This window comes from Anabaena azotica SJ-1, assembly GCF_047275885.1.
GTDB classification, from domain to species: domain Bacteria; phylum Cyanobacteriota; class Cyanobacteriia; order Cyanobacteriales; family Nostocaceae; genus Trichormus_B; species Trichormus_B azotica_A.
Window position 1 is genome coordinate 5944696 of the sequence record NZ_CP178454.1, and the last position, 26271, is coordinate 5970966.

General features: G+C 37.2%; 23 protein-coding genes and 2 tRNA genes. 19 read left to right on the forward strand and 6 right to left on the reverse strand.

The features are described from left to right. Position 1 precedes the first annotated feature (1 nt). From ACLLO5_RS25710 to ACLLO5_RS25750, 9 genes are all read left to right on the forward strand, one after another. Positions 2-2152, forward strand: coding sequence for a peptidase domain-containing ABC transporter (locus ACLLO5_RS25710; protein ID WP_413173306.1), 2151 nt, complete (start codon positions 2-4; stop codon positions 2150-2152). Positions 2153-2175: 23 nt separating this feature from the next. Then, a complete protein-coding gene (locus ACLLO5_RS25715) occupies positions 2176-3567 on the forward strand; it encodes an HlyD family secretion protein (protein ID WP_413173307.1) in 1392 nt (463 codons plus the stop codon). Positions 3568-3827: 260 nt separating this feature from the next. Next, positions 3828-4469 carry a hypothetical protein gene (locus tag ACLLO5_RS25720; protein ID WP_413173308.1) on the forward strand — a complete coding sequence of 214 codons (642 nt, stop codon included), beginning with the start codon at positions 3828-3830 and terminating at the stop codon, positions 4467-4469. A gap of 193 nt (positions 4470-4662) precedes the next feature. Then, complete coding sequence (locus ACLLO5_RS25725; RefSeq protein ID WP_413173309.1) at positions 4663-5340, forward strand: response regulator; 678 nt, start codon at positions 4663-4665, stop codon at positions 5338-5340. Positions 5341-5385: 45 nt separating this feature from the next. Next, positions 5386-6297 carry a sensor histidine kinase gene (locus ACLLO5_RS25730; protein ID WP_413173310.1) on the forward strand — a complete coding sequence of 304 codons (912 nt, stop codon included), beginning with the start codon at positions 5386-5388 and terminating at the stop codon, positions 6295-6297. Between the two features lie 125 nt (positions 6298-6422). Beyond that, on the forward strand, positions 6423-7367 hold the full coding sequence (locus ACLLO5_RS25735; RefSeq protein ID WP_413173311.1) for a ribonuclease Z: 945 nt from the start codon (positions 6423-6425) through the stop codon (positions 7365-7367). Between the two features lie 455 nt (positions 7368-7822). Continuing rightward, positions 7823-8596: a GTP-binding protein gene (locus ACLLO5_RS25740; protein WP_413173312.1), complete on the forward strand. Its 774-nt coding sequence runs from the start codon at positions 7823-7825 to the stop codon at positions 8594-8596. Beyond that, positions 8593-9402 (forward strand): metallophosphoesterase family protein, encoded by an 810-nt coding sequence (locus tag ACLLO5_RS25745; RefSeq protein WP_413173313.1) that lies wholly within the window; start codon positions 8593-8595, stop codon positions 9400-9402. Before ACLLO5_RS25740 ends, ACLLO5_RS25745 begins: the two co-directional genes overlap by 4 nt. Before the next feature lie 23 nt (positions 9403-9425). Further along, positions 9426-10154 (forward strand): metallophosphatase, encoded by a 729-nt coding sequence (locus tag ACLLO5_RS25750; RefSeq protein WP_413173314.1) that lies wholly within the window; start codon positions 9426-9428, stop codon positions 10152-10154. A gap of 139 nt (positions 10155-10293) precedes the next feature. Here the strand turns inward: ACLLO5_RS25750 and ACLLO5_RS25755 are convergent, their stop codons facing one another. Together ACLLO5_RS25755 and ACLLO5_RS25760 are read right to left on the reverse strand one after the other, a co-directional pair. Beyond that, entirely contained in the window at positions 10294-11244 is a 951-nt protein-coding gene (locus ACLLO5_RS25755; protein ID WP_413173315.1) for a class I SAM-dependent methyltransferase, read from the reverse strand. A gap of 83 nt (positions 11245-11327) precedes the next feature. Further along, on the reverse strand, positions 11328-11891 hold the full coding sequence (locus ACLLO5_RS25760; RefSeq protein ID WP_413173316.1) for a thermonuclease family protein: 564 nt from the start codon (positions 11889-11891) through the stop codon (positions 11328-11330). 432 nt (positions 11892-12323) lie between these two features. Between ACLLO5_RS25760 and ACLLO5_RS25765 the strand changes: the two genes are divergently transcribed. Then, positions 12324-12572, forward strand: a complete 249-nt coding sequence (locus tag ACLLO5_RS25765; RefSeq protein WP_413173317.1) for a hypothetical protein — start codon at positions 12324-12326, stop codon at positions 12570-12572. On the opposite strand, the gene ACLLO5_RS25770 is transcribed toward ACLLO5_RS25765, so the two are convergent. Next, a complete protein-coding gene (locus ACLLO5_RS25770; RefSeq protein WP_413173318.1) occupies positions 12563-13366 on the reverse strand; it encodes a TrmH family RNA methyltransferase in 804 nt (267 codons plus the stop codon). The genes ACLLO5_RS25765 and ACLLO5_RS25770 overlap by 10 nt on opposite strands. A gap of 208 nt (positions 13367-13574) precedes the next feature. Further along, positions 13575-13656: transfer RNA gene (locus ACLLO5_RS25775), tRNA-Leu, on the reverse strand. Positions 13657-14004: 348 nt separating this feature from the next. Here ACLLO5_RS25775 and murA point away from each other — a divergent pair. The 3 genes from murA to ACLLO5_RS25790 all read left to right on the forward strand — a co-directional run bounded on the left by murA (position 14005) and on the right by ACLLO5_RS25790 (position 17240). Continuing rightward, positions 14005-15351: a UDP-N-acetylglucosamine 1-carboxyvinyltransferase gene (murA, locus tag ACLLO5_RS25780; protein WP_413173319.1), complete on the forward strand. Its 1347-nt coding sequence runs from the start codon at positions 14005-14007 to the stop codon at positions 15349-15351. 240 nt (positions 15352-15591) lie between these two features. Then, positions 15592-16758: an AAA family ATPase gene (locus tag ACLLO5_RS25785; RefSeq protein ID WP_413173320.1), complete on the forward strand. Its 1167-nt coding sequence runs from the start codon at positions 15592-15594 to the stop codon at positions 16756-16758. After that, a complete protein-coding gene (locus tag ACLLO5_RS25790) occupies positions 16755-17240 on the forward strand; it encodes a hypothetical protein (protein ID WP_413173321.1) in 486 nt (161 codons plus the stop codon). The genes ACLLO5_RS25785 and ACLLO5_RS25790 overlap by 4 nt, the downstream gene beginning before the upstream one ends. A gap of 88 nt (positions 17241-17328) precedes the next feature. Here ACLLO5_RS25790 and ACLLO5_RS25795 read toward each other — a convergent pair whose 3' ends face one another. Further along, a complete protein-coding gene (locus ACLLO5_RS25795; RefSeq protein ID WP_413173322.1) occupies positions 17329-20214 on the reverse strand; it encodes a CHAT domain-containing protein in 2886 nt (961 codons plus the stop codon). 119 nt (positions 20215-20333) lie between these two features. Between ACLLO5_RS25795 and ACLLO5_RS25800 the strand changes: the two genes are divergently transcribed. From ACLLO5_RS25800 to ACLLO5_RS25815, 4 genes are all read left to right on the forward strand, one after another. Further along, positions 20334-21530 carry a leucine-rich repeat domain-containing protein gene (locus ACLLO5_RS25800; RefSeq protein WP_413173323.1) on the forward strand — a complete coding sequence of 399 codons (1197 nt, stop codon included), beginning with the start codon at positions 20334-20336 and terminating at the stop codon, positions 21528-21530. 74 nt (positions 21531-21604) lie between these two features. Beyond that, on the forward strand, positions 21605-22480 hold the full coding sequence (locus ACLLO5_RS25805) for a M48 family metallopeptidase (protein WP_413173324.1): 876 nt from the start codon (positions 21605-21607) through the stop codon (positions 22478-22480). Between the two features lie 61 nt (positions 22481-22541). Continuing rightward, entirely contained in the window at positions 22542-23633 is a 1092-nt protein-coding gene (locus ACLLO5_RS25810; RefSeq protein ID WP_413173325.1) for an alpha-hydroxy acid oxidase, read from the forward strand. An 81-nt stretch (positions 23634-23714) separates the two neighbouring features. Further along, positions 23715-23796 (forward strand) — tRNA-Leu (locus ACLLO5_RS25815). Positions 23797-24549: 753 nt separating this feature from the next. On the opposite strand, the gene ACLLO5_RS25820 is transcribed toward ACLLO5_RS25815, so the two are convergent. Continuing rightward, positions 24550-25269 (reverse strand): class I SAM-dependent methyltransferase, encoded by a 720-nt coding sequence (locus tag ACLLO5_RS25820; RefSeq protein ID WP_413173326.1) that lies wholly within the window; start codon positions 25267-25269, stop codon positions 24550-24552. 158 nt (positions 25270-25427) lie between these two features. Between ACLLO5_RS25820 and ACLLO5_RS25825 the strand changes: the two genes are divergently transcribed. Together ACLLO5_RS25825 and ACLLO5_RS25830 are read left to right on the forward strand one after the other, a co-directional pair. Beyond that, positions 25428-25619, forward strand: a complete 192-nt coding sequence (locus tag ACLLO5_RS25825; protein WP_413173327.1) for a hypothetical protein — start codon at positions 25428-25430, stop codon at positions 25617-25619. Between the two features lie 111 nt (positions 25620-25730). Beyond that, positions 25731-26192, forward strand: coding sequence for a DUF6636 domain-containing protein (locus tag ACLLO5_RS25830; RefSeq protein ID WP_413173328.1), 462 nt, complete (start codon positions 25731-25733; stop codon positions 26190-26192). The last annotated feature ends 79 nt before the right edge of the window (positions 26193-26271 follow it).

The window sequence follows — 26271 nt, forward strand, 5'->3', positions numbered from 1 at the left end:
TATGAAACTCCAATTTGTTAAACAGCACAGTGAAGAAGACTGTGGTGCAGCTTGTTTAGCTGCAATTGCTAAATATTACGGTCATACATTTACCCTCAACCGCATTCGTGAAGCCGTCGGAACAGGACAAAATGGAACCACATTATTAGGACTAAGAAGAGGAGCAGAAACACTTGGTTTTAAAGCAAATCCAGTCAAAACCTCACCAGAAGTTCTAGACCGCATGAACGAAGCACCCTTACCAGCAATTATTCATTGGAAGGGTAATCATTGGGTTGTTTTATACGGTAAAAAAGGCAAAAATTATCTGATTGCAGATCCCGCAGTCGGGGTTCGTCATCTTTCTAAAAAAGATTTAATTGATGGTTGGAAAGATTGGTTAATCCTCTTACTAGAACCAGACCCCATCCGCTTTTTTGAACAAGAAAGTGATAAAATTGGAGGATTTTGGCGTTTCTTCAAACGAGTTTGGATTTATCGCGCTATTTTAGCCCAAGCGTTACCCCTAAATTTAGTCTTGGGTTTGCTATCTTTAGCTTCTCCCTTCTTGCTACAAATTCTCACAGATGATGTGCTGGTGAGAGGTGACACAAAATTACTCACTACTGTAGCAATTTCTGTAGTAGTCATGAATTTTGTTTCTAATAGCCTTTCATTTGTACAATCTAACTTAATTGCTCACTTTGCTCAACGCTTACAATTAGGGTTAGTTTTGGATTTTGGTCGGCAAGTTTTACGCTTACCTCTTAGTTATTACGAAGCTAGACGCAGTGGTGAAATCGTTAGCAGATTGCAAGATATTGAGCAGATTAATCAACTAGTTGCTCAATTAGTAGTCAGTTTACCTAGCCGATTTTTTATTGCGCTGATTTCTCTGGGATTCATGATTTTCTATAGCTGGAAACTGACCGCAGTTGCTTTATCAATTTCGGTACTAATGACTTTATCCACTATTGTCTTCCAGCCAACTTTACAACAAAAAACTCGTGAACTTTTAGTTCAAGAAGCCGAAACACAAGGCGTTTTAGTTGAAACCTTTAAAGGTGCATTAACCCTGAAAACAACCACAGCAGCACCACAGTTTTGGGATGAATTAGAAAGCCGTTTTGGTCGTCTTGCTACTCTCACATTTCGCACAATCCAAATTGGCATCATTAATAATACATTTTCTGGGTTTGTTGCTGGTATTGGAGGCGTTGTTTTACTGTGGTTTGGTGGCTATTTAGTGATTAATCCAACAGAAAACCTCAGCATTGGTAAACTAATGGCCTTTAACTCCATGAACGGTAACTTCTTGGGTTTAATTGGTACAGTTATCAGTTTTGTTGAAGAATTTACTCGTGCCAAAACTGCGACACAAAGATTAACAGAAGTTATTGATACTACTCCAGAAAATGAAGGAGATGGAAAAAAGCCTTTTGTAAAAATTCTTGATAATGCTGACATAATTTGTACAAACATTAACTTTCACTATGCAGGTAGAATTGACCTATTAGAAGATTTTTCACTAACAATTCCTGGTGGTCAAGTTGTTGCCTTAATTGGTAAATCTGGATGTGGTAAAAGTACCCTTGCTAAATTAATAGCAGGGTTATATCAACTCCAATCTGGAAATATTCAAATTGGACTTTATAACCACCAAGACCTGTCTTTAGAATGTCTACGTCAACAGGTAGTGCTTGTTCCTCAAGACGCTCATTTTTGGAGTCGTTCTATTGTGGAAAATTTCCGTTTAGGAGCGCCTTACGTTACATTTGAGCAAATTGTGAGAGCTTGTCAAATTTCTGGTGCTGATGAATTTATCAGTAAACTGCCAGAAAAATATCAAACTATTTTAGGTGAATTTGGTGCAAATCTTTCCGGTGGTCAACGTCAAAGATTAGCAATAGCCAGAGCGATTGTTACAGAGCCACCAATTTTGATTTTAGATGAATCTACAGGTGGACTTGATCCTGTCAGTGAAGCGCAAGTTTTGGAGCAATTATTTAAACATCGTCGGGGTCAAACAACAATTTTGATTTCTCATCGTCCCAAGGTCATTAATCGTGCTGATTGGATTGTTTTGCTAGAGCAAGGAAGATTAAAAATCCAAGGCACATTAGAGGATTTAAAAACCAAATCAGGAGAACATTTAGATTTTTTAATTCCCTAATTATTAAGAATTATCAGGTAAGTATGCTCTACACTCATAATCAAAAAATAATCTCTTCAGTAGAAAATGATGAATTTCTTCCTCCTATTAGTCGTTGGACATCATTAGCAGGAATGTTTCTGGTCGGAACTGTTGCTGTTGGGATTACCCTGTCTTCATGGGCTAAATATAATGTCATCGTCAAAGCTGAAGCTACTGTGCGTCCTACAGGAGAAATTCGAGTGGTACAACCGGAAATGGAAGGAACAATTAAAGATATCTTGGTAAAAGAAAATCAAGTTGTAAAAATGGGAGATGCCATTGCTAGTCTTGATACTGAGCAATTGATGATTAAAAAAAGCCAGATCCAAGATAATATCCACAAAGGTAACTTGCAAGTAATTCAAATTGATGCCCAAATCCGAATTTTAAATAGTCAGACCTTGGCAGAAAAAGAAGTTATAGAAAAATTAATTGCTTCTGCAAAAGCGGATTTATTACGTAACCAAAGAGAATATCAAGAATTGCAAATTAATACCCAAGGAGAATTTCAGACAGCTACAGCAAATTTGCAAAAAGCCAAGACGGATTTACAAAAAGCCCAAACTGATTTAGAATTTGCCAAAATGGATCGAGATCGATATGAGCAATTATCACAAATTGGTGCAATTGGTAGACGAGAATTTGAGCAGAAACAATTGGTTGTCAAGCAGTCACAATTAAGACTAGAAGCAGAACAAAAATCTTTTGAAATCGCTAAAATTAAAGTAGAATCGGCTAAATCTGCTGTAAATCCAACTACAGCAATGGTAATGATAGCAAAAGAACGTATTGCTCAAGAAAGAGCTAAAGGACAAGCCAATATTGCTAGTTTAAACAAGGAAAAACAAGCATTGATCGAGCGCAGATTGCAATTACAAACACAGATACAACAGTCTCAAAAAGAACTAAAGCAAATAGAAAATCAGCTTAGAAAAAGCACTATTCTTGCCACTAGTAACGGTATTATATTGAAACTCAATTTACGTAATCCTGGTCAAGTAGTACGTGCTAGTGAATCTATTGCAGAGATTGTTCCTAATAATGCTTCTCTGGTTATTAAAGCTATAATTCCTACAGATGAAGTTAATAAAATTGCAATTGGTCAAAAAGTGAATTTGCGTATTAATGCCTGTCCATATCCTGATTATGGTACACTTAAAGGAGTTGTTAAAACTATTTCTCCTGATGTAATTACAAACCAAAGTAATACGGCTATAGCAACATATAGTAGTTATTTTGAAGCAACTATTCAACCAGAAAATCTTCTATTTGGTAATAGTAATCATCAATGTTATATCCAATCAGGAATGCAAGTAAAAGCTGATATTATTTCTAGAGAAGAAACCGCACTGAAATTTATGCTCAGAAAAGCAAGGTTGATTACTGATTTATAAGTCCCTTGAGTTCAGTTAAAATTAAAAATGCAAATGGATGTAATTTGGTTTGCACTTCAGTAATTTTCTCCAGAAGGTGAGAAGAACAAGTGTTTTGTGATCTCTCTTATTACTATAGCAGTATGTACTTAAATATAGTACAAAATTTACCTACAAAGCTATACACCAAAAGATTTTCAACTCTGTTTACTATTCTCTGCTATAGCAGATTCACCTAAATACTCATTACTTAAATTCAAGTCATAAAAATTCTTAAGTTTATGACCTACGAACAAAGAATTCAACAAGCATTACAGTGGTGGTCTTATAGACAATCAATAAAACTTTTCCTGGAAGCTGAAAAAATCCGGGATAGTTTATTACAAGAGTCTTTTACAATCCGTCGCAGCTTAGATGTATTAAAAATAGATAAGCTGAATTTATCAATTAATAAAATTTTAGAATACATCCAAAAAATCGACCATTTTCATCACTCTTTAGTTCAATTGAGTGATCGCTTGTGTCCAGTGTATATTCAAGATAGCTTACCACTTTCAATTCAGTCCTTATTAGACCCTTGGTTAGTATCTAATCCCCATGTATATTTCCACATTGATATGCCAGTCTCATGGCGCAATGAACCTGTCGAATGTAGTTTCATTATTTTAAGGGCTTTAGAAGAATTACTGACAATTACTTTGCCAAAATTTTCTACAGCTATTTCAATTCATATCAGTTTAAAAGAAAAAGAACAAACAGGAGAATTAAGCGTGCATATTACCTATCCTGATATATCTACTATGATGTTTTACTCCAATCTCCCCGAATTAAAATACCTGAGTGATAGTGTTCAGTTTTTAATTTCTGGTAAATGCTTTTACAAGATTAGAAATTTGAGAATAGCTTGGTACTTTTCTTGGTAAGTATTCTTAGTGAGCAGATATTTGTCCATAAAAATAAAGTATCTTAGTGAGGATTGATTAATTAAAAAATACGGAGGAAGGGTGACATACCTCATCGCGAATAAATTATCATAAATACAATTGAGTATAAGCCAAGTAATTACATTAGATAAAAATAAGATTTTTCTAGTTGTGTCATCATTCAGTGTTAAATATGAAACAAGTTTTATCAGCCCAAAAATTGCTGAAAATTCTAGTAATTGATGACCACGAATCAGTCTTAAGTGGAACAGTTGATATCCTCCAAAAAAACTATCCTAATGCTGAAGTTTTGACTGCTGTAAATGCTGACAATGTTCTTAATGAAATTAGTATTTTACAGCATGATTTGATAGTAATGGATCTTTCCATTCCCGAACAAAATGGACTCACAGCAAGACCTGACAACGGTATTCAATTGTTAAAAAATTTGATGAAAAAATACCCCAATTTAAATATTGTTGTCCAAAGCGCCCATGTGAGAACATTGGTACGTATTCGTTTAGACATTGATAATCATAAAGGAGGCTTTACTATTGCTGATAAAAGTCTTTCTAGCCAAGAAATGTTGGCAAGAGTTGATTGGGCATTAAAAGGATTAACTCATACAAAAGATATTAAAGGAATTCACTCAGGATTAGAAGTAAAGCCAGAATGGATAAAGGTATTAAATCTAGCATTTGAAAAAGGATTACAAGATAAGACCATTGCTGAAGAGATGTGTGTATCTGAACGCATGGTACGTCATTATTGGAGTAAGCTACAAGATGCCTTAAACGTTTATCCCGAAGAAGGTAAAAATATCCGCATTCAAACAGAAATGCGAGCTAGAGAAGAAGGCTTGATTGATTAATAATAAATATAAAATAACTAATTATCCAGACTGGAGCTATAGCTTATGCAGTCTAAATTTTGCCAAGCAATTGCCGAAAGACGGAAAACTATCTGGATGTTGAATAACTATTCACTCAAAAATATAGTAGTTATTGGTATCGCTATTTCTAACCTAGTGAGTGCTGGTTATATCTTTTTAACTTGGAGTGGTTTGAATCCCATATTTTCAGCAATTTTTGTTTTAGCTTTAAATGCTCTCGCCATCACAGCTTTATATCAATATGATCAAGCTGTAAAATCAGGGATTAAAGCTAGACAAGTTATGCTAGAAATTATATTTGAAACAATTCATAATGGACCATTACAAAGCCTGGATAGGGTTTTGCGATTGGTAAGAGAACAAGACGCATCAATTAATAAATTAATACCTGAATTAGAACCGGAATTGGAAAAATTAAACCAAGAGTTACAGGGAATTTATGAATTTTGGCTACAAGAAACAATCACTCAAGAAGCAAGTCTGTATTTAGGAAATAATATAGTTGTAAATTTACAAGAACCCCTACATGAAATTCTCTATCAAGTTTATAGCCATACTTTAAATCGAGATTTTCCCTGTTTTAAAACCATTAAAGTAAAAATTCGGAATTTTGAACCTATAGATGAACAAAATTTAACTATTGACGACAAGCGAGGAATTTGCAGATTTCTAGAGGAAGCTTTGTGTAATGTTGGTAAATATGCCACAGGAGTAACCTGTCTGGAAGTTACTTGCTCATCATCTGCTGACTGGTACACCCTGAGTATTATAGATAATGGTTTGGGCATTAACTCATCAAGAGAAGGTAGAGGCACAAAACAGTTTAAAAATTTAGCAACACAAATTAAAGGCAAATTTCAACGGCTTCCCCTTTCTCCTAAAGGAACTATTTGTGAGTTATCTTGGCCTGGATGCCTTGTGAGTTATCATAGATAAATCATTGAATTTTGGCATTTTGCTCCTTCTTTAGTGGCTGATTGCTAGAAAGCATTGTGTTCAATAACAGTGTCGCTATAAAAAATAAATCTTTATACTGAGCTAGAAGAAGGCCAAAAAACGCTGTGCAGATAACATTTTTAGGGACGAGTTCCGGTGTACCTACAAGATCGCGTAATGTTTCCAGTGTCGCACTGAGATTACCACAACGGGCAGAACTGTGGTTGTTTGACTGTGGTGAAGGTACACAGCATCAAATTTTGCGGAGTGACCTGAAAATTAGCCAACTCTCCCGAATTTTTATCACCCACCTCCATGGGGATCACATTTTTGGTTTGATGGGGCTTTTGGCCAGTTGCGGTTTAGCTGGTAATGTAGATCGAATTGATATTTATGGGCCATCTGGGTTAAATGAATATCTGCAAGCTGCATCACGTTACTCCCACACTCACTTTTCTTACCCAATTAAGGTGCATACTGTCCATCCAGGGGTAATTTACGAAGATGATGAGTTTATTGTTAGCTGTGGTCTATTACATCACCGCATTACAGCTTTCGGTTATCGTGTAGAAGAAAAAGATCGCACTGGACGCTTTGATGTGGAACAAGCAAAAGCTTTGCAAATTCCTTCAGGTCCAGTTTATGGTCAACTCAAACGTGGTGAAACGGTCACTCTGGAAGATGGAAGAGTGATTGATGGTAGTGAATTATGTGGTCCTACGGAAATTGGTCGCAAGTTTGCCTATTGTACAGATACTGTTTATTGTGATGGTGCAGTGCAGTTAGCACAGGATGCTGATGTATTGATTCATGAGGCTACATTTGCTCATCAGGATGCTGATATGGCTTTTCAAAGATTGCATTCTACAAGCACAATGGCGGCACAAACAGCTTATGCAGCCGGGGTGAATCAACTGATTATGACTCATTTTAGTCCCCGCTATACTCCGGGTAATGCGATCGAGTTAAAAGATTTACTTCGGGAAGCTCGCGCTATTTTTCCTAAAACTATGATGGCTAGTGATTTTATGGTTTATGACATACCGAGAAGACGGGAAAGTAAGTCATAATCCATAATGTTTTATCTTGTTCCTAGTTTCTCACAGCGGTGTCATTTTCAATTTCTATAGTCATAAATAAACCTTATCATTATTGATTAAGTATTCAGGACTTACGCAACTGGGAGAGCGATCGCTACCCAATCACGAAAAAAGCCTTTTTTCAAAACCATAATTCATAAAAATAGTCAAGCAAAATCAACTAACAGCACTTCAGAATATTTTTCCAAAAATAAACTGCAACATCAGTAACACTCGACCATATTTTACGCTACAATGATAACGATTCTCATTGTATACGATATAGTCAGTTCATTAACCCAGTCCCAATAGTTTAAATATGAACACTGTAACAGCATCAAAATCAAACCCAAACATTGAAACCCACCTTCCGCAGGAAGCAAGAAACATTTTAAATTTTTAATTCCCCGAACGGGTTAACTTCTGACATCTTCATTATCTAAATTATGACTATACCAAGTATTACCATTGTAGCTGGATTATCTGGGTCTGGAAAAACTAACTGGATTTGTCAACAAATCCGAGATATTAAATCGCCTGAAAAAGTAATTTATTTCAGTCCAGGAACGGGAAATGTTATTATTGACCAAACTCGCATAGCTACGGAATTTCCTGGAATTCAAGTTTTTGGTGATGGACAAGCAATTGAATTTTTTCATCAAATACCTCAAGCAAAGGAAGTCTACATTGAATTAGGTTCTTACCTAGAATTAGAAGCCATATCACAAGTATTAGATCATCTCACCTATAAAGCCATCGCAGTTCTACCACCAAACTGCAAAAACTCTGAATATAATGCTTGGGCTGATGAAATTATCTATGGCGCACCAGTCACAACTTTAACATTAAAACAACTCTGGAGAATAGGAATGACTGGTCAAGTTATTGATGAAAATAGTTTAGAAGAATATTGGTATGAAATAACTCATAATGCTTATGGTATTGTTACCCGTGCCAAGGGAATTTTTGATGTTAATGATGGGCGTTCTCTTTATTGTGATTTTGTCGATGGAGTTCCGTCAACTGAATTTTTAGAACTGGATTTACCCCGTTATTTAGAAGGTAGACCACAACGTTTTAGTGGACTGGAAATTATAGGAAGCAATTTAGATGAAACAGCTTTAAAAGAAACATTATCAGCTTGCTGTTTATCTGAATCGCTGATTTTTCAATATCAACAACAAGTCAAACAAATTTTATTACAAGGACAAGAAGTATGAAAATAGCAGTCATATCATGTATTCATAGTAATTATGAAGCCTTAGATGCGGTATTATTAGACATCGACCAGCAAAAAGCCGAAAAAATATTTTGTTTAGGTGATTTAGTTGGATATGGACCACAGCCTAACGCTGTAGTTAGTCAAATTCGTTCTTTAGATATTCCCACCTGCTTAGGTTGTTGGGATGAAGATATTGTGGAAGGTTTGAACGCTTGTGATTGTAGTTATCCTTCACTTTTAGCAGAAAAAAGAGGAATCCAAGCCCACCAATGGACAAATCAGGAAATTAATTCGGAAAATCGTGAATTTTTAGCCCAATTACCCTATAGTTTACAATTAGGAAATTTAGCCTTTGTTCATGGTAGTCCCCATAGCAACCATGAATATTTATTACCAGAAATTGATAGCTTTGTTGCCCTAGAAAGGGTGCTTTCCACAGGTGCTGATGTACTATTTTGTGGTCATACTCATGTTCCTTATAGTCGCGTTCTTGATGAGGGGAAATTACAGGTACGAGTTAATAGAGAAAAAATCACCCAAGACATCAGTTTTACAGCCTCTTTAAAACGAATCATTAACGTAGGTTCGGTAGGAGAACCACGACATGGTAGACCAAATGCAACTTATGTAATTTATGATGTTGATACTCAAAATGTGGTATTAAGAGAAGTCGAATATGACTATCAAAAAACTTGTGCAGCAATTATAGAAAAAGGATTACCAAAAATCTTCGCTTGGCGTTTATCCCAAGGGTTGGAATTTGCAGAACGAGCAGATGATCCTACTCATGTATGTACTAGATAAAATTACGAATCTAAAATCCAAAATTGACTATGTGGGCTATTTTGAGTGGAATTGTAGGAAATTTATTAGCTTATGAAGCTGTCATAGCTGATATTAAATATCAAAAAAATAATATACAAGAATTGTATATTCTGGGTGATTTAGTAGGACCAACTAAGGAATGTGAACAGTTGATAAAAAGGGTTAAATCACCGCGCATAGGTGAATTAAAGCCTATGATTTGTAAGGGATGGTGGGAAGAGCAATGTTTAATTTTGCACGGGTTGGGTCTAACTGGGGACACACCGGAATTAATTGCTAAATATGGGGGTGATACAGTTAAAAAATTATGGGACTCTGTTTCTCCTGCAACTGTACAATGGTTGAGAAGTTTAGATTTTGGTTTTTTTGAATTAGACTGTTTGTTAATTCATGGTTCAACAGTGGATGTGAGTGAAGAACTTTCCCCGGAAACTCCTCCTATTCAAATGCTAGATCGACTTTCACGAATGTCAGCAAATAATTTATTTTGTGGTCGTTCTGGTTTAACTTTTCAGTATCATTTACATACTGGTTCTATTACCAGTGAAATCATGACTCTTGATCAACAAATTTCTCCACAAACTGTTACCGTTACCCCCCGTCAAGTAATTGGTGTAGGAAGTGTGGGAGGTACACCAGGTAAAGCAACATATACTCTCTACAATCCTGGTACAAATCAAGTGGAATTTAAAACTGTTTATTACGGAAATAGTAAAGGTTTTCAAAATTAAGGTCAAAATCAAAAATTGAAATCTATATATAGGAATCCGATTTGATTTGTGAAAAGATATGTAGGGTGCATTAGCAATAGCGTAACGCACCATTGTTAAAGGTTTGGTGCATTACGAACTCCGTTCTAACACACCCTACTTATTTATTTTTTTGAGCTACAATAGTCCGGTGTCTTGGATCACTAGCAACAGTAGTTAAAACTTCAAAACCTACAGATTTTAAACCTCCTTCAATATCAAACATATAGTAATCATCACTCCAAGGTTCTGTACTTTTCATCAGTGTGAATAGTACAGGAGGTAAGTTCTGAATTACAGATGATTTTGGGTTATTATCTACTATGGCCAAGTAACCACCAGGACGCAGCAACCGTAATGCTTCTTGAAAAATAGCTTTACTAGCAAAACCAGGAAGTTCATGAGTGACAAACTGAAGAGTTACTAAGTCAAAGGACTGGTCTGGTAATTCTGTATTTTCTGCTTGAGTGTGCAGCCATTGGTATATCTCATTATAGGTATCTAATTCCTTCGCGACACTTAGCATATAGGGAGATAAATCTAAACCCACTGTCCGCACGGGATGATTTTGTTTGTGCTGGTAATAGCGATGCAAAGTTAAAGTAGAAATACCAACAGAACAACCAATATCCAGGATATCTTGTACATCTTGAGTGACGTATTTAGCGAGAACTTCGTGAAAACTGGATCTTAATCTGCGGTGTGCTGTTTCCCAGGTGATATTTTCTTTTGGCCATACCCGCAAGGCCATAGAATAGGTTGCACTGGGGGCTTCAAAAGCTGCTTTCCAGCACAAATTACCTTCATCATAAGCATGGAATGGAACTTGGTAATAATCAGGATAGGTTACTTTGGGATTTGTATTTTCTTGCAGCTTGTTTTTTACTCCTGAAGATTCCAATTTTTGGTAATTTTTGCGCCAAGCAACACCGTTTTTTTCGGCTGTTTTAATTAGTACCTGTCTTGCTTGTTGTTTCATCAAGCTGTAGATGGGTTTGGTATTAATTAGCAGGTTGATAAATTGGGAAAGCAAGGTTTCTCCAGCCCAGTCTGGTTTAATTTTTGCAGTCATTGGTAAGATAAGTGTAGAGGCAATTTTGTTATTTATATTGTATCTAATTTGGATTTTGTCTGAATCAGGAGAGCCTTTTTTATTTACTTATTTACTTTTCTATAATTCCAAGGATCAACAAATTTAGCATCACTCCAAATACCAATCTTTTGCTGTTGCGCTTGCGCTTCCGCTTGTTGGACTATATCTTTACTGGGACACTTGCTTAAATAAGGACGATATACTTTAGCTAATCCTTCCTGTAACAAAACTTGTTGGACAAAAGCACCATCTTTTAATCGTACTTCTGCAACTTTTCTACCATAACGATCGCTCTCTATAATATTCAACTTTACGCGATCGCCTGACTGTTTGACCAGTTCCTCTACCCTTGTTTGTGCTTTCACACCCCAACTGAATTGATTTACATCCCTAACCCGTTTACTACTCTTCTCTTTCTTCGAGTGAGGTACTTCGGGTGTATCTACACAAGCAAAGCGGACTGTAAACTTTTTACCATCAGCCCCTTTCAACACCAATGTATCACCATCGCTTACCCGTTCTACAATATCACCAGCGGGGGGAAATAAGCGATTGCACCCCATCAAACTGAGAACAATAATACCTGTACCCAGCCAAATTATTATTTGTTTAGTTAATTTATTCATTCCTTTATCAGCTCTATCAGTTATGGCTCTCCGGTACTTACTATGCTAAATTAGCCCATCGAATTTTAAACCCCTTGCCATATAACGATTGTAGGTTAATTCATTGGTTAATTCGACATAAATTTGGCATCAAAAACAATCAAGCCCTTTATTTATGAGGGTTATGGAGTAAATAAACTCATATTTGGCATAACAAATACCGGAGAACCTCAGTTATTAACTCCACTGGTCTTGTAAGAGAATAATAACCTGCTACCTCTGGCAATACCACTAATTTGGCAATCCAGCCTGTTAATGTGTAAAATTGATACTAACGATTAAATAAAAGTGAGCAAATAAATCTCATAATGATTTTAGGAAGCTCAATTTCATTGGATTATTAAATGTAATCCAAAAATTCAACCACTAAACAATCATTTTTATATCAAGATTATGAAACCTATTCAGCAACGTCAACGATGCGCTGCATCTCAGGATTTTCTACAATCTCTTATCCAGTTAGAAGATATCTTACAGGTTAATTCCACTGATAATCAAGATATCACAGAAATTACAACTAGTAAAGCTACTAACGTACAAACTAGTAAAAATACAGTAAGTATTGATCTAGCGGCATTAGAGGATGCTGTTGCCGATATTGAACAATATTTGGCACAAAAAAATCAGAAACATCATCCATAAATTTTTTGTCGCTGGGCTTCATATAACATTAAAGCGGCTGCGATCGCCACATTCAAGGATTCTACTCCAGGATTGAGGGGAATTTTGACTTGGGTATCCGCCATTGCTGCTAAATCATCCGATAAACCAGCACCTTCATTGCCTAGTAAAATCAAACTAGGTTTGCGCCAATCCACTTCCCAATAAGTTAAACTAGCCGTCGGTAAAGTAGCAATTACCTGCATTCCTGCTTGCTGACATTGTTGAACAGTGGCTTGTAAATCTGTACTTACTGCCTTATCTAAGCGAAACCACTGCCCCGCAGATGCACGTAGAACCTTGGGGTTATCTAAATCCACACTATCAGCACTCAACCATAAACCCGACGCACCAGCCGCCGCCGCAGTCCGAATCATAGTCCCCAAATTACCAGGGTCTTGGAGAGTTTCCACCGCCAGCACCAAACCAGTTAAGGGAACTTGAGTTTGCTGTTCACTGCGTTTTGCAGTCGCTACTACCCCATCCGGTTGTACTGTTGTGGCGATCGCTGCTAAAATTTCTTCACTGACAACTTCTGCGCGATGGCTTCGCCCACCGGAAGCATCAAAGCGACGACAAACCTCAGACCACAATTGCGGATGTGCTTGTTGCCATTGAGGTGTGCAACATACCACCTCTAAAGGGTAATTAACCGCACAAGCTTCTTCTAGTAAATGCGTCCCTTCCAATAAAAATAACTGCTGCTTATGCCTCTCCTTGGTAGAGTGCAGCTTACGGATTTGCTTAACCAGGGAATTTTGTAAACTTGTCAGCACGATTTTAGAATAATTCGTAATAGAACCTACGAATCCCGTAAAGGATTACGTTAAGAGTAATCTTAAGTTTTGTAACAGAAATTTATGACCACACCAAAATGCTTGCCCATTCCACAAGCGGCTGAGACTTGCTCAAAAACCTATAAATTCAGTTAAATTTTGATATCCTCAGAGTTTCGACTGAATCTAAACCCAAAATATATCAATATGCGGAACCCGGGACTTGAACCCGGAAGCCTTGCGGCACTAGAACCTGAATCTAGCGCGTCTGCCAATTCCGCCAGTTCCGCTGGCATTTGTAGTCTTATCCACAATTTCTTATTGTTACTTAAATATTTGATTTTGTCAACCAAACTATCACTATAATCTTTAAGAAAAGAGAGAAAAAACAAACAGCTTATCACCGAGTAATAATTTTAGCACTAAAATAATGTTGCACAAATCAACTTTTTACAGAATAGTGTGATAAGCGTGAAGACCCTACCAACAACACCCTCAAATTGTGCAAATTTCAGTGTGTTGTATCCTTGAGAGGTGGGAGCATTGGCGTAAAATCAAAACCAACTTCAAACCTTTATTATTATTTATTTTTTGGAGGTAGGCTTATTAATTCTTCTAGCAGCTTACCAGATGCCAAGTTGTCACCTGAAGCAGACTCCTCAGTCTTGCAAATTTGGGGCGGGCATCCTCTGCGGGGTCATGTAAGAATTAGCGGGGCAAAAAATTCAGCACTGGTAATCATGGCTGGGGCTTTGCTTTGTTCAGGAGATTGTCGTATTCGCAACGTCCCCTTATTAGCGGATGTAGAGCGCATGGGGCAAGTTTTATCAGCTTTAGGTTTGCGCTTAACCAGAAACAGCGACATTTTAGATGTCAATGCCAGAGAAATAAGCACATCCAAAGCACCTTATGAACTAGTTACCCAACTGCGTGCCAGTTTTTTTGCCATTGGTCCAATATTGGCACGAATGGGAATAGCACAGATGCCATTACCGGGGGGTTGTGCCATTGGTGCTAGACCAGTTGATTTGCACGTCAGGGGACTGCAAGCAATGGGCGCAGAAGTACAAATTGAGCATGGTATTTGTAATGCCTACGTGCCTGGTAGTAATGGCAGATTAAAGGGAGCGAAAATTTACTTAGACACTCCCAGCGTTGGCGCAACTGAAACCCTGATGATGGCAGCGACCCTAGCAGACGGGGAAACTATCCTTGAAAATGCAGCCAGAGAACCAGAAGTTGTTGATTTAGCTAACTTCTGTAAATCAATGGGAGCAAACATTCAAGGTGCAGGAACAAGTACCATTACCATCGTTGGTGTTGATAAATTACATTCTACCGACTATTCAATTATTCCCGATCGCATTGAAACAGGAACCTTTTTACTCGCCGCAGCCATTACTCGTTCCGAACTGTTGCTGTCTCCAGTAGCACCGGATCATTTAATTCCCGTCATTGCCAAATTGCGAGATATTGGCGTACCCATAATTGAAGAAGCATCAGACTGTTTGCGCGTTTTACCAGTAGATAAACTCAAAGCCACAGATATTGATACCTTGCCTCATCCGGGTTTTCCCACAGATATGCAAGCGCCATTTATGTCATTGCTGACTTTGGCAGAAGGTGACAGCATCATTAATGAATCTGTGTTTGAAAATCGTCTGCGTCATGCTTCTGAGTTAAATCGCTTGGGAGCAGATATTCGCGTCAAAGGTAATACTGCCTTTGTTCGCGGTGTGCCAATGTTATCGGGCGCACCAGTCATAGGCACGGATTTACGAGCATCCGCAGCCTTGGTGATAGCAGGACTAGCAGCAGAAGGACAAACCACTATTCAAGGCTTAAACCACCTAGATCGTGGTTATGATCGCCTGGATATGAAGTTACAACAACTAGGAGCCAAGATTATCCGTGTGAACGAAGCATCAACAGATGCAGAATTACATAAGAATAATAGTAATCCTCCGGCTTCAGTTTCTATCTAGAGTTAGGGAATTTGGTATTTGGTTACTTGATGGCGGATTTTACTTTGGTAAATTTCGCCATTAATTTATTGAATTTTCTAAAATGCTACGGACTACCTAAACTACAACTTAAGAAAGCTAATTAATATATAGCAATCCTAAATGATACGTGAGAGTTCAAGAAGCCTCAAATGCTTATAAAATAAGGATTTTTATCTACGTATTTTCTCCTGTTTAGGGTAGGACTGCTATAGTTATACAATGGGTTTATCTCATCATAAAGTTCTTTTATTTCCCCACATTGGGAATAGTTTTCTTATGCTCCAAAGACTATATGTACATAACTTCAGATGCCTAGAAAACTTTGAACTGTCCATAAAGGATATACCATCTGCTCTTTTGATTGGAAAAAATGGTTCAGGTAAATCAACTATTGCTACTGCATTAGAGGTGCTTCAATCTATTGGTAGAGGGATCAATAGAGTTGGGCAACTTGTTCATTCTAAAGATTTTACTCGTGGCAGGTCTGATGTTCCCATTCGATTTGAAATAGAAGTATTACTTAAAGATAAATTATATAAGTATGTCTTGGCTTTAGAGTTGCCAGAAAAATTTAAAGAACTTCGAGTTTCTGAAGAACAACTGCTAGTTTCGGGCGAACCTATCTACTCTCGAAAAGAAGCCCAAGTCACTCTTTATACTAGTTTACAAAATCGTGAAGCTCAGTTTTTGGTAGATTGGTATCTTGTCGCCCTGCCAGTAATTCAGGAGCAATCAGAAACTGATCCACTGCGTATTTTCAAAACTTGGCTGGCTCGCATGATCATTTTAGCACCGATTCCCAGTTTAATGACTGGAGACTCCAACGGTGAAACTTTAGAGCCAAAACGAGATGCTTCAAATTTCGGAGAGTGGTTTTCTGGGTTACTTGGTCGCTACCCTGCGTCATACACACAGTTTGACAAATATCTCCGGGAAATTATGCCCGACATTACAGATGTTCAAAACGAACTTATCGGCAAAGATTTCAAAAGTATGATCGTTCGGTTTGAAGAAAATTATGCAAATCTGAGTGTCAATTTTCAAGATTTATCTGATGGTGAAAAATGCTTTTTTCTTTGCGCTGTTGTTTTAGCTGCTAATAAATTTTATGGACCACTTTTTTGTTTTTGGGATGAGCCTGACAACTATCTCTCTATATCAGAAGTAGGGCATTTTATTACATCTTTGCGACGCTCATTTAAGAATAAGGGACAAATTTTAGTAACTTCTCATAATCCTGAAGCGATCAGAAAATTCTCAAATGAGAATACTTTAGTGCTGGATAGAAAAAGTCATTTAGAACCAACTTTGATTAGACTGCTTAGTGATATACCTGTTACGGGCGATCTGATCAATGCCTTGATTGGTGGCGATATAGAATTATGAGCAGAAATAAGTATGATCAGCACATTTTTGTATTGCCAGAAGATGATGCTAATCGCCAGATTGCCAATGGATTTATTCAGAATTTAAACCTCAATCAACGTGCTATTCAAGTTCGACCAATTGCCAACGGTTGGAAAAAAGCAGTGGATCAATTAACGAACGATTATGCCTCTGGAATGCGACAGTTTCCAAAAAGAATGATTGTTTTACTTATTGATTTTGATGAGCGTGAAGATAGATTAAGTTATGTACAAAGTCACATTCCAGAGGATTTGAGAAATAGAGTATTCGTTCTTGGTGTACAATCTAATCCAGAGAGTCTGCAAAGAGATATCAAACAGAGTTTGGAGGCTATTGGAGAAACTCTTGCTACAGATTGCTCTGAAAACAAAAATGAATTATGGGGACATCATCTTCTCATTCACAATAAACCTGAGTTAGAACGGATGATTAAATTGGTTAAACCATTTCTGTTTAATTAAACGGAATCCTCCTGAGAGGAAATATCCCCAATGTGTAAGTTTTTGTGATCTATCTCGGATGTTTGGGCAAAATTGAAATTCTCCCGCTTCACAATCCATTTCCAATCAGAATAAACGGAGACCAGTAAAAAGGATGACTCAAGCGATCGCTCACCTGTGACGGTAAATTACTATTAATGGGTGGTTGAATAGAAATACGTCGTTGCTGACCTGTAATTGTATAGCTGCCAGTAATCATAGATATTTGAGCTTGACGCAGGGCTTCGGCTTTAGTAATATTCCCTTGTTGGAGAATTGTATAAAAAGTATTCATCAAAGCTTGCGTGCCACCATCATCTACCGACCATAAAGATGCTATAGCCGCTCTTGCACCTGTTTGTTGCATCTGGTAGCCAAAACCGAGAATTTCCCTACCGTCTCCTAATAGTTCACCTAATCCGGTTGCACAAGCTGAAAGTACGACTAAATCAACATTCGACAACCGCCAATTTTTGATATCTCGTAGGGTGATGCGATCGCCATTACCAAACAAAATAAATGATGCTTCCGGCTGTCCAGGGGTAAATAAAGCATGAGTCGCTAAATGAACCACAGAATAATCATTCATTTCCAAAATAATATCTTGATTAAATTGTTTATTTAAAACTTTTCTAGTGTTAGGAATAGTTTGAGCAAGAGTTTCTACTTCCTTTCCAGCAAATGGTAAACCAGAATAATATAAATCCTTATCTCCCACTTTAAAAGTGTACTCACCTTCACTAAAAGCAGCAGCTAAAATATTTAACTGACTTTGCGGTTTGGTGTTCAAATCAGTCAGACTAACAGCAGTGATATTATTGATGCGAAATCGTTCGATTAGCCATTGCTTACCATCATGCAGTGCGGCTAAGGGAATATAACGCAATTGTCCATCAGGGGCGTAAATAATGGTTTTGGTCTTGGCTTGAGCTAAATCATTTTCCAAGGGCTTTATCAGCCAATTATAGAGCTTTTGAGCAGGAATTTTAGGATTACGGATTGGCGTTGTGACAGTCGAACGAAATTCAGCAATAACTCGGTTAAGTTCTTCGCGTTTGACAGGAACAGTGCGACGCAGTGGAGGAGTGTAGGGAGAAATTAAAATGAGTTCCAAGCGATCGCCCAGCACTAATGGATAGATAATTACAGCATCTTGCTGAAGTTTTTTGAGATTGTCTTGCAAAGTGGTCGCATCAGAATTTAAATCAAAACTTTGTCCTTGGGTAGTTTGCTGAAGTTGAGCTACCCATTCTCGAACTTGCGGGCTTTCTAAAAATGTTTCAAACCGTTTAGTAATTTGCTGTTCATTTTTTCTTAATTCGATGATTCGCTGTCTTTGTTTTTCTGTTCTTTTATCAATAGCAATTTTTTCTAATAAAGCGAGTTCTTTTCCTTGAGAAATTGCTTTATCTATCTGTTCTGCAATACCTTTTCTAATTTGCTGTTCTTGGGGACGTTCTGTTATACCTGGAAGAGTATTATTACTTCCCCGCACAGTTTTTAGATAATCTTCTAATTCTTGAACTTTAAGTAAATCTAATACCCTTTGCGCTTCTAAAACTCGATTTTGCTGTAATAATAAATCAGCTAAATTCCGATAATCTTCTGCAATAGTTTCTGTGTAGGATTTTTGCTGTTCTTGGGTCAGTCCTTTGATATTATTTCTAATGGCTTCTCTCACATTAACAGATTGTTTCAAGAAAACAATAGCTAATTCTGGCTGGTTTTGTTTCTCTAGTAAATAGCCAATATTATTTAGTACCTTAGCTTCACCTGCTTTATAGCCGATTTCCTGGATAATTACCAAAGATTGTTGATAAAAATTCCACGCGGATTCATATTTACCTTGTTGAAAATAAGCTCTCCCAATACTATCTAAAATCACCCCTTGGGAAAGTTTATCTCGCAGTGATTTAACAATAGTTAAACCTTGCTGGAAAAACTTTAAAGCTAATTCATACTTTCCTTGATCAAGGTGAACCAGTCCAATATTATTAAAAGTCAATGCTTCTAATAATTTCTTTTCTTTTTTGTTTTTTACTCCTGGAAGTTTTGCTAAAGATTGTTGATAAAAGTGTAAGGCTAAATCATATTTTTTTAAGCGATAATAACTATTACCAATGGCGTTAATATTTCTCACTTCTGAGCCAATTTTATTTTTCTGAGCTAACTGTAACGCTTGCTGATAACTATTTAACGCTCGTTCATTTTCTCCTAAAGATTGATAAATTTCTCCCATGTTAAAAAACACAGTCCATACCCAAGGAATTTTTTCTACTGGTTTTGTAGTAACTTCTCGAAAAACTGATAAAGATTGTTGATAAAATTTTAAAGCTGTTTCATATTCTCCTAAAGTATGATGAATCATACCGATTTTGTTAATGATGAAACCTGTTTCAATTTTTACATCTTGTAAATCCAGTTGTCCCTTTAAATCTTGTAAATCCAGTTGTTCCCTTAATTTTAAAACTTTTTGTAATTTTTCTAATGCTTTTTGATATTGTCCTTGTTCGTAAAGTTGGCGACTTTGTTCACTATAGATATTCATAATTCTTGTGAGGGTTTGTTTTTCTCCCTCACGATTATTTAACTCTCTTTGAATTTGTAAAACTTGCTGATAATAATTCAAACCTTTTGCATAGTTTTTTTTGTTATAGTAAATCAAGGCTATATAATCAAGAGTTTTACCAATACCCGCTTGATTATTTATTTTTTGATAAGCCAACAAAGCCTTTTCAAAACTGCTGATAATTCTCTGATGATTATTTCTATATCTATTGCCATTAATAAACAGATAAAAAGCTTCTCTAAACAGCCTATCAGCTTGAGCTTTTTCATCTTGTTTGTTAAGTTCCTGGGCAAATACAGGAGAAACATTCCAGGCATGTGTTACAACAGCAGTAGTTGCCGAAAACAGCAGAGTCACAAAACTGAGGCTGACTAGATTTATACGCATGAGAATAAATTAATGAATGTTAAAAAATCAACTATATCCATAGTTAATAGTTCTATAATAAGTACCATAACAGGTGATCTAAGCTACTGTGTAAATCTTGAAAACAATCTATACAAAAGATGAGTACATCAACTATGAAATTAAGCAGTACAGTTGCTCTGATGATGAGTATGTGGGTATGCAGTGGATGGGGAGTTATTGAAGCTGCTGAACCTCACGGGGGGAGTTCTTTTACTGAGTTGTGCCGTCAACAAGCTAGTTTATCAGCTGATGGCAGAATTACAGTAGAATTATTATTAGCAAAAGCAGCAACTAATGATTGTGAAATTGCTGCTAAAAAGTTGTTCAATCTGACTCAACTTGATTTGATAAATCAGCAAATTGTTGATTTGAGTCCTTTAGCAGGATTCACAAATTTAGAATCTCTCAATCTCAGTGGTAATGAAATTGTTGACCTCAGCCCCTTGGCAGGATTAAAAAATCTCAAATCCCTGAATATAGACAATAACAAAATTATTGATATTAGTCCCTTGGCAGGACTTAAAAACCTCAAGTCTGTGGTTATGGGTAGAAACCAAATCAAAGATATTAGCACCATATCTGGACTGACAAATCTGGAATCTCTACTTGTAAATGATAATGAAATTGTTGATATTAGACCTCTAGCCAAACTTATTAATCTTAATTGGCTGATTCTTAGTAAAAATTCAATTACAGATATTAGTCCTCTCAATGGACTGATTAACTTGACTGGGATTTTTTTGGAAGATAACCAAATTCAAGATATTAGTTCTTTGGCGAAATTGACAAAACTCACTCAGTTGGAGATAATTTACAATCAAGTTAAAGATATAAGTCTTTTAGCAAAACTGACAAACTTAAAGAGGCTGAATTTGGAAGGTAATCAAATTGAAGATATAAGTGCTTTGGCAAACATGACAAACTTAGATTTTTTGTTTTTAGACGATAATAAAATTAAAGATGTTAGTCCTTTGGCAAACCTGAAAAATCTAACTCGTTTGATTCTTACTTACAACCAAATCACGGATATTAGCCCTTTAGCAAAACTGAATAATTTGAATTTGCTGGTATTGCGTTTTAATAAAATCAAAGATATCAGTCCTTTAGCAAAACTGACAAATTTAACTGAGCTTGTGCTTGAAGATAACGAAATCACAGATATTAGTCCTTTATCAAACCTGATTAACCTAACTCGGCTGAAACTTGACTATAACAAAATCACAGATGTAACTCCTCTATCAAAACTGACTAATCTTCAAGAGATGAGTTTTCAAGGTAATCCCGGTGTTAACTAATCTTTGTCCCCTATTATGTTGTTCAATCGTTATACTAGCTGTGGGAGTTGTATTTTTTATTGATTACCATAATTATGTCATTAGTTAAAACGCCCTTAATTGGTTTAAAAGCTGACTCATTCCGTCATCCTCTGGACTTGGAAGCAACGAAAACTCTTAAGCAAATTCCTGGGATAGATATGATGGTGCGAAATTGGCTAGGGCCAATGGCTGAACAGGTTTTTTATGTAGAAAATATTGCTTCTAGTATTTTGGTAGGTGAAAAACAATTACCTGATTTACACAAGTTATTATTAGACGCTTGCAATATTTTAGATATTGAGCCACCCCAGTTGTATGTCCGTCAACATCCTGCACCTAATGCTTACACTTTTGCGATGCGGGGTAAGCAGCCGTTTGTGGTTCTGCACACTTCCTTGATTGATATTCTCACACCAGAGGAAATTCAAGCTGTAATTGCCCATGAGTTGGGACATCTCAAATGTGACCACAGCGTTTATTTAACACCTGTGAATTTATTGGTCTTAGCAGCGGCAATTTTACCGAATGTTGGTGCTGTTGTAGCTCAAGCATTACAGGCACAATTATTAGAATGGGTACGTTGTGCTGAGTTTACCTGCGATCGCGCCGCTTTGTTAGCTACCCAAAACCCCAAAGTTGTCATGTCAGTATTAATGAAGTTAGCCGGCGGTTCTCCCACCTTAGCACCTAAGCTAAATCTTGATGCTTTTGTTGCCCAAGCCCGTGCTTATGATGACATCAGTAAAACCGAACTTGGGGTAATGGTGAAAGAAGCCCGCACTGCCCAATTAAGCCATCCCGTACCAGTATTACGAGCTAGGGAAATTGACCGCTGGAGTAGTAGTCTAGAGTACCAAAAGTTACTGCAAAATCACGGTTTTAAAGATCAGATTGAAACAGCATCCAAGGGCGGATGGCGGAATTGGTAAAATTAGGTGACAGGTGACAGGTGGCAGGTGACAGAAAAGAAAGCAGGAGGAGTGAAAGTCAGTGCAAGAGTGTGTATCACCCATCAACTTGTTTGAATACGAACAATTAGCAAAAGCACATCTTTCACAGATGGCTTTTGATTATTACAGCAGTGGTGCGTGGGATGAAATCACCTTGCAAGATAATCGCACTGCTTTTTCACGGGTGAAACTTCGCCCTAAAATGTTGGTGGATGTCAGCGAAATCAACCTGACTACCAAACTTTTAGGTGAACCTTTGCAATTACCCCTACTCATTGCACCCATGGCTTTTCAATGTCTCGCACATCCAGCGGGGGAAATTGTCACAGCTTCAGCAGCCGCTTCAGCAGGTGTAGGCATGGTTTTGAGTACATTGTCTACCAAGAGTTTGGAAGAAGTGGCAACGGTTGACAATGGTTGGCAATGGTTTCAACTTTACATCCACAAAGATCGGGGTTTAACTCGTGCTTTGGTGGAAAGAGCATACACCGCAGGTTATAAAGCACTGTGTTTAACTGTAGATGCGCCGGTGTTGGGAAAACGAGAACGAGATCAACGCAATGAATTTACCTTACCTTCTGGTTTGCATCCTGCTAATTTAAGGAAGATATCGGGGCTAGATATTCCCCAAGAAAAAGGCGAATCTGGTTTATTGACCTATTTTGCCCAACAAATTAACCCAGCACTGACTTGGAAAGATTTAGAATGGTTGCAATCTCTGAGTCCCCTACCTTTGGTATTGAAAGGGATTTTGCGGGGTGATGATGCGGTGCGGGCTGTAGAATATGGCGCTCAAGGGATTGTGGTTTCTAATCATGGTGGTAGACAATTAGATGGTGCGATCGCTTCTTTAGATGCCTTACCGGAAATAGTAGCAGCAGTAGACGGTAGAGCAGAAGTCTTGTTAGATGGCGGTATTCGTCGCGGTACAGATATCCTCAAAGCCTTAGCATTAGGCGCAAAAGCCGTCCTCATCGGTCGTCCGGTATTATGGGGATTAGCGGTATCTGGACAAGCCGGAGTAGCTGACATTATTTCCCTACTCAAAGATGAATTAACCACCGCTATGGCACTCAGCGGCTGTGCTAATTTGCAAGATATTGATTCAACCTTGGTCATTCAGAGTCAATAATTCTTCCCAATCCCTAAATAAATCTAAATACCTGTTGCCAAAATAAAAAAAATAGGCTATGTTTAGAAAAGTGACACCCAAGGGCGGGTGGCGGAATTGGTAGACGCACCGCACTCAAAATGCGGCACCGAAAGGTATAGGAGTTCGATTCTCCTCCCGCCCACTTTAAAAAAGTTTTTCAGCGCACAAATGACGGTCTGAGTTGTTTGTTAGATTCTACTGATATCGTCACTGTTTAGAAATTAGCCGGTCATGCTTCACCAAAATTCACTTCAATCAATTTTGGATTTTAGATTGACGTTAACGAAGTGTACGCAGCGCAGCGAGTATTTTGGATTATCCTCTCCTTTACAGAACAGGCTTGAAGGCGAAAAACATTTGTATTTTTCTCTATAAATGGAGAGGCTTGAAACCTTATTTTTAGATTTTAGACTTTGAATTCAATCTAAAATCCAAAATCTAAAATCTAAAATTTTTCGGTCAAGATATGACCACTGGGGTGAGGAAGTTAAACAACGGACTGTACAGTCTATTAGTGTTCCTAGACGGAAATAGTTGTAATCCTGTAATCTGAATTTGTAATCACTGGTTAGTTATATAAATTTGAATAAATTACTTATCGGCATTGGAATGTTCGTCGGTTCTACCATTGGTAGCTACATTCCGCTTTTATGGGGTGGAAGTTTGTTATCTTTTGTTTCAATTTTGTTCAGCGTGATTGGGGGTATACTGGGAATATGGATTGGATACCGTCTCTCGAAATATTTAGGGTTTATTTAAGTCAATAACTAATAAGCTCCCTACTGTTTTACTGGATAATATAGCTCATCGTTGGTCTGAAATTTCCACCCAAAACCACTGGGGTCAAGATTCCTAGACCAGCTAGTAAATTCCTGTTCACTCTGAGAGTGTCAAATCATTTGTATATGCACAAAAATTGTGCGGCTTCAGGAGTATCTTGGTACAAGCATTCACAATGAACAAAATTGTGCTTTTGTGCAAGTTGGTACAAAGTAGTTTGAGTTTCGGGGAAATCAAAAGTAGATATATGATTTTCCATGATTGACATATCTTGAGACGAGAGTGCAGTCCAATTTTGACGCATATTTTCTAAGTAGCGATTAACAAAGTGTTCTCGATCTTCCTCTTCTTTGCAAACTATGTCAATCAAAACAAATACACCTTTGGGCTTAAGAAGATGAGATACTTGCTCAATAACTTTATCTTTTTGTGAAAGATTTAGATGATGTAAAACAAAGGAAGTCATAACTACATCAAAGCTTTGCTTTCGGTTTTGAGTTAGTTCCTCAACAACTTTAGATATGTCGTCTTCAATAAAAGTTTGTTCACACTTAATTTGTGCCATATTGTGTTGGGCAATTTCCAAAGCAGCCGCAGACAAGTCAATTCCGGTATAGGAAGCAACAGTAGTATTTAATAAAGCTTGAACTGTTAAACTAGCATCACCACATCCAAGTTCAAGTAAGGAAAATGGTGTTTGCAAGTAATCAGTTAGTAATTTATGCAAAACACCATAAATTTCCTGGTGTTCCATGTAATTATTAGCTAAGGCTTTTTGATAAGTTTCCCAATTCTTCTTAAAGTAATCATCTGATTGAGTTTTGAGAGTATTCATAGAAACATTCACATACCTGATGATATACAAAATTATAGCGGTATTCCATCTGTACTCCCAATAGGCGATCGCACTCTGGGAGTTTATTCATAATATCAATTTTTAGAATTTTTATATAAGTATGCTTTGATTAAAGTAGACAGCTAAAACCATGCAATATGTCTACTACCAAAGTGCATTTACTTATTAGTATAAATGATCTTATCCTATTGGTATTCTACTTTGAATCCGATTGCTGGCAGTTCCGTTTAATTAGTCCTGGTGGTGAGGTATTTGGTAAGCGCAAAATTTACTACACCCCAGAAGCCGCAGAGAAGGCAGGAAGAGAATGGATTGATCAGGGTCATTGATTCTTAGGCGATGGGGAGTAATGGGTGCGATGCCTACGGCGAGCGAAGCTATCGCCTGACAATTTTATTTATTAACCAGTAAAATATAAGATTAATGACTAAGTGGTGAATATGTATAAACAACTTAATAAAATAAGTGTTTCAGCGGTTATAGTTACAATAATAAGTTTATCAATACCACAGGTAAGTATTGCTGCACCGAAAGGATTTAAGACCCCCAGTGGTAATATTTTCTGTGAGTTAATGGAAGGTGAAGATGTTAATACCAACACTTTACGCTGTGAAATTGCTAGTTCACTCAAACCCCAACCGCCTCAACCTTACCCTGGATATTGTGAATTTGATTGGGGACGTGGTTTGATGTTACCTGGTCAGAGTAAACCAGAAATTCTTTGTATCAGTGATACCATTGCTGACCCTAATAAATCTGTCCTTGGTTATGGTCAAACCTGGAATTATGGCGGGTTTAAATGTGTTTCTCAAAAAACTGGACTAACTTGTACTAATACTATTGGTATTGGTTTCTTCCTTAATCGAGAAAAATGGCGGGTATTTGGATTATCACAACCTTAGTGTAGCTGTTTCATTATGCTAATTCCACACCACCCCATGATATACCTAGCATCATCAGTTCATGAATTGAAGAATTAGC

Bases quoted from the DNA above. Each gene is read 5' to 3' on its own strand.
- ACLLO5_RS25710 (WP_413173306.1), top strand. From the start codon at position 2: ATGAAACTCCAATTTGTTAAACAGCACAGTGAAGAAGACTGTGGTGCA.
- ACLLO5_RS25715 (WP_413173307.1), top strand. From the start codon at position 2,176: ATGCTCTACACTCATAATCAAAAAATAATCTCTTCAGTAGAAAATGAT.
- ACLLO5_RS25720 (WP_413173308.1), top strand. From the start codon at position 3,828: ATGACCTACGAACAAAGAATTCAACAAGCATTACAGTGGTGGTCTTAT.
- ACLLO5_RS25725 (WP_413173309.1), top strand. From the start codon at position 4,663: ATGAAACAAGTTTTATCAGCCCAAAAATTGCTGAAAATTCTAGTAATT.
- ACLLO5_RS25730 (WP_413173310.1), top strand. From the start codon at position 5,386: ATGCAGTCTAAATTTTGCCAAGCAATTGCCGAAAGACGGAAAACTATC.
- ACLLO5_RS25740 (WP_413173312.1), top strand. From the start codon at position 7,823: ATGACTATACCAAGTATTACCATTGTAGCTGGATTATCTGGGTCTGGA.
- ACLLO5_RS25745 (WP_413173313.1), top strand. From the start codon at position 8,593: ATGAAAATAGCAGTCATATCATGTATTCATAGTAATTATGAAGCCTTA.
- ACLLO5_RS25755 (WP_413173315.1), bottom strand. From the start codon at position 11,244: ATGACTGCAAAAATTAAACCAGACTGGGCTGGAGAAACCTTGCTTTCC.
- ACLLO5_RS25760 (WP_413173316.1), bottom strand. From the start codon at position 11,891: ATGAATAAATTAACTAAACAAATAATAATTTGGCTGGGTACAGGTATT.
- ACLLO5_RS25765 (WP_413173317.1), top strand. From the start codon at position 12,324: ATGAAACCTATTCAGCAACGTCAACGATGCGCTGCATCTCAGGATTTT.
- ACLLO5_RS25785 (WP_413173320.1), top strand. From the start codon at position 15,592: ATGGGTTTATCTCATCATAAAGTTCTTTTATTTCCCCACATTGGGAAT.
- ACLLO5_RS25790 (WP_413173321.1), top strand. From the start codon at position 16,755: ATGAGCAGAAATAAGTATGATCAGCACATTTTTGTATTGCCAGAAGAT.
- ACLLO5_RS25795 (WP_413173322.1), bottom strand. From the start codon at position 20,214: ATGCGTATAAATCTAGTCAGCCTCAGTTTTGTGACTCTGCTGTTTTCG.
- ACLLO5_RS25800 (WP_413173323.1), top strand. From the start codon at position 20,334: ATGAGTACATCAACTATGAAATTAAGCAGTACAGTTGCTCTGATGATG.
- ACLLO5_RS25805 (WP_413173324.1), top strand. From the start codon at position 21,605: ATGTCATTAGTTAAAACGCCCTTAATTGGTTTAAAAGCTGACTCATTC.
- ACLLO5_RS25820 (WP_413173326.1), bottom strand. From the start codon at position 25,269: ATGAATACTCTCAAAACTCAATCAGATGATTACTTTAAGAAGAATTGG.
- ACLLO5_RS25825 (WP_413173327.1), top strand. From the start codon at position 25,428: ATGTCTACTACCAAAGTGCATTTACTTATTAGTATAAATGATCTTATC.
- ACLLO5_RS25830 (WP_413173328.1), top strand. From the start codon at position 25,731: ATGTATAAACAACTTAATAAAATAAGTGTTTCAGCGGTTATAGTTACA.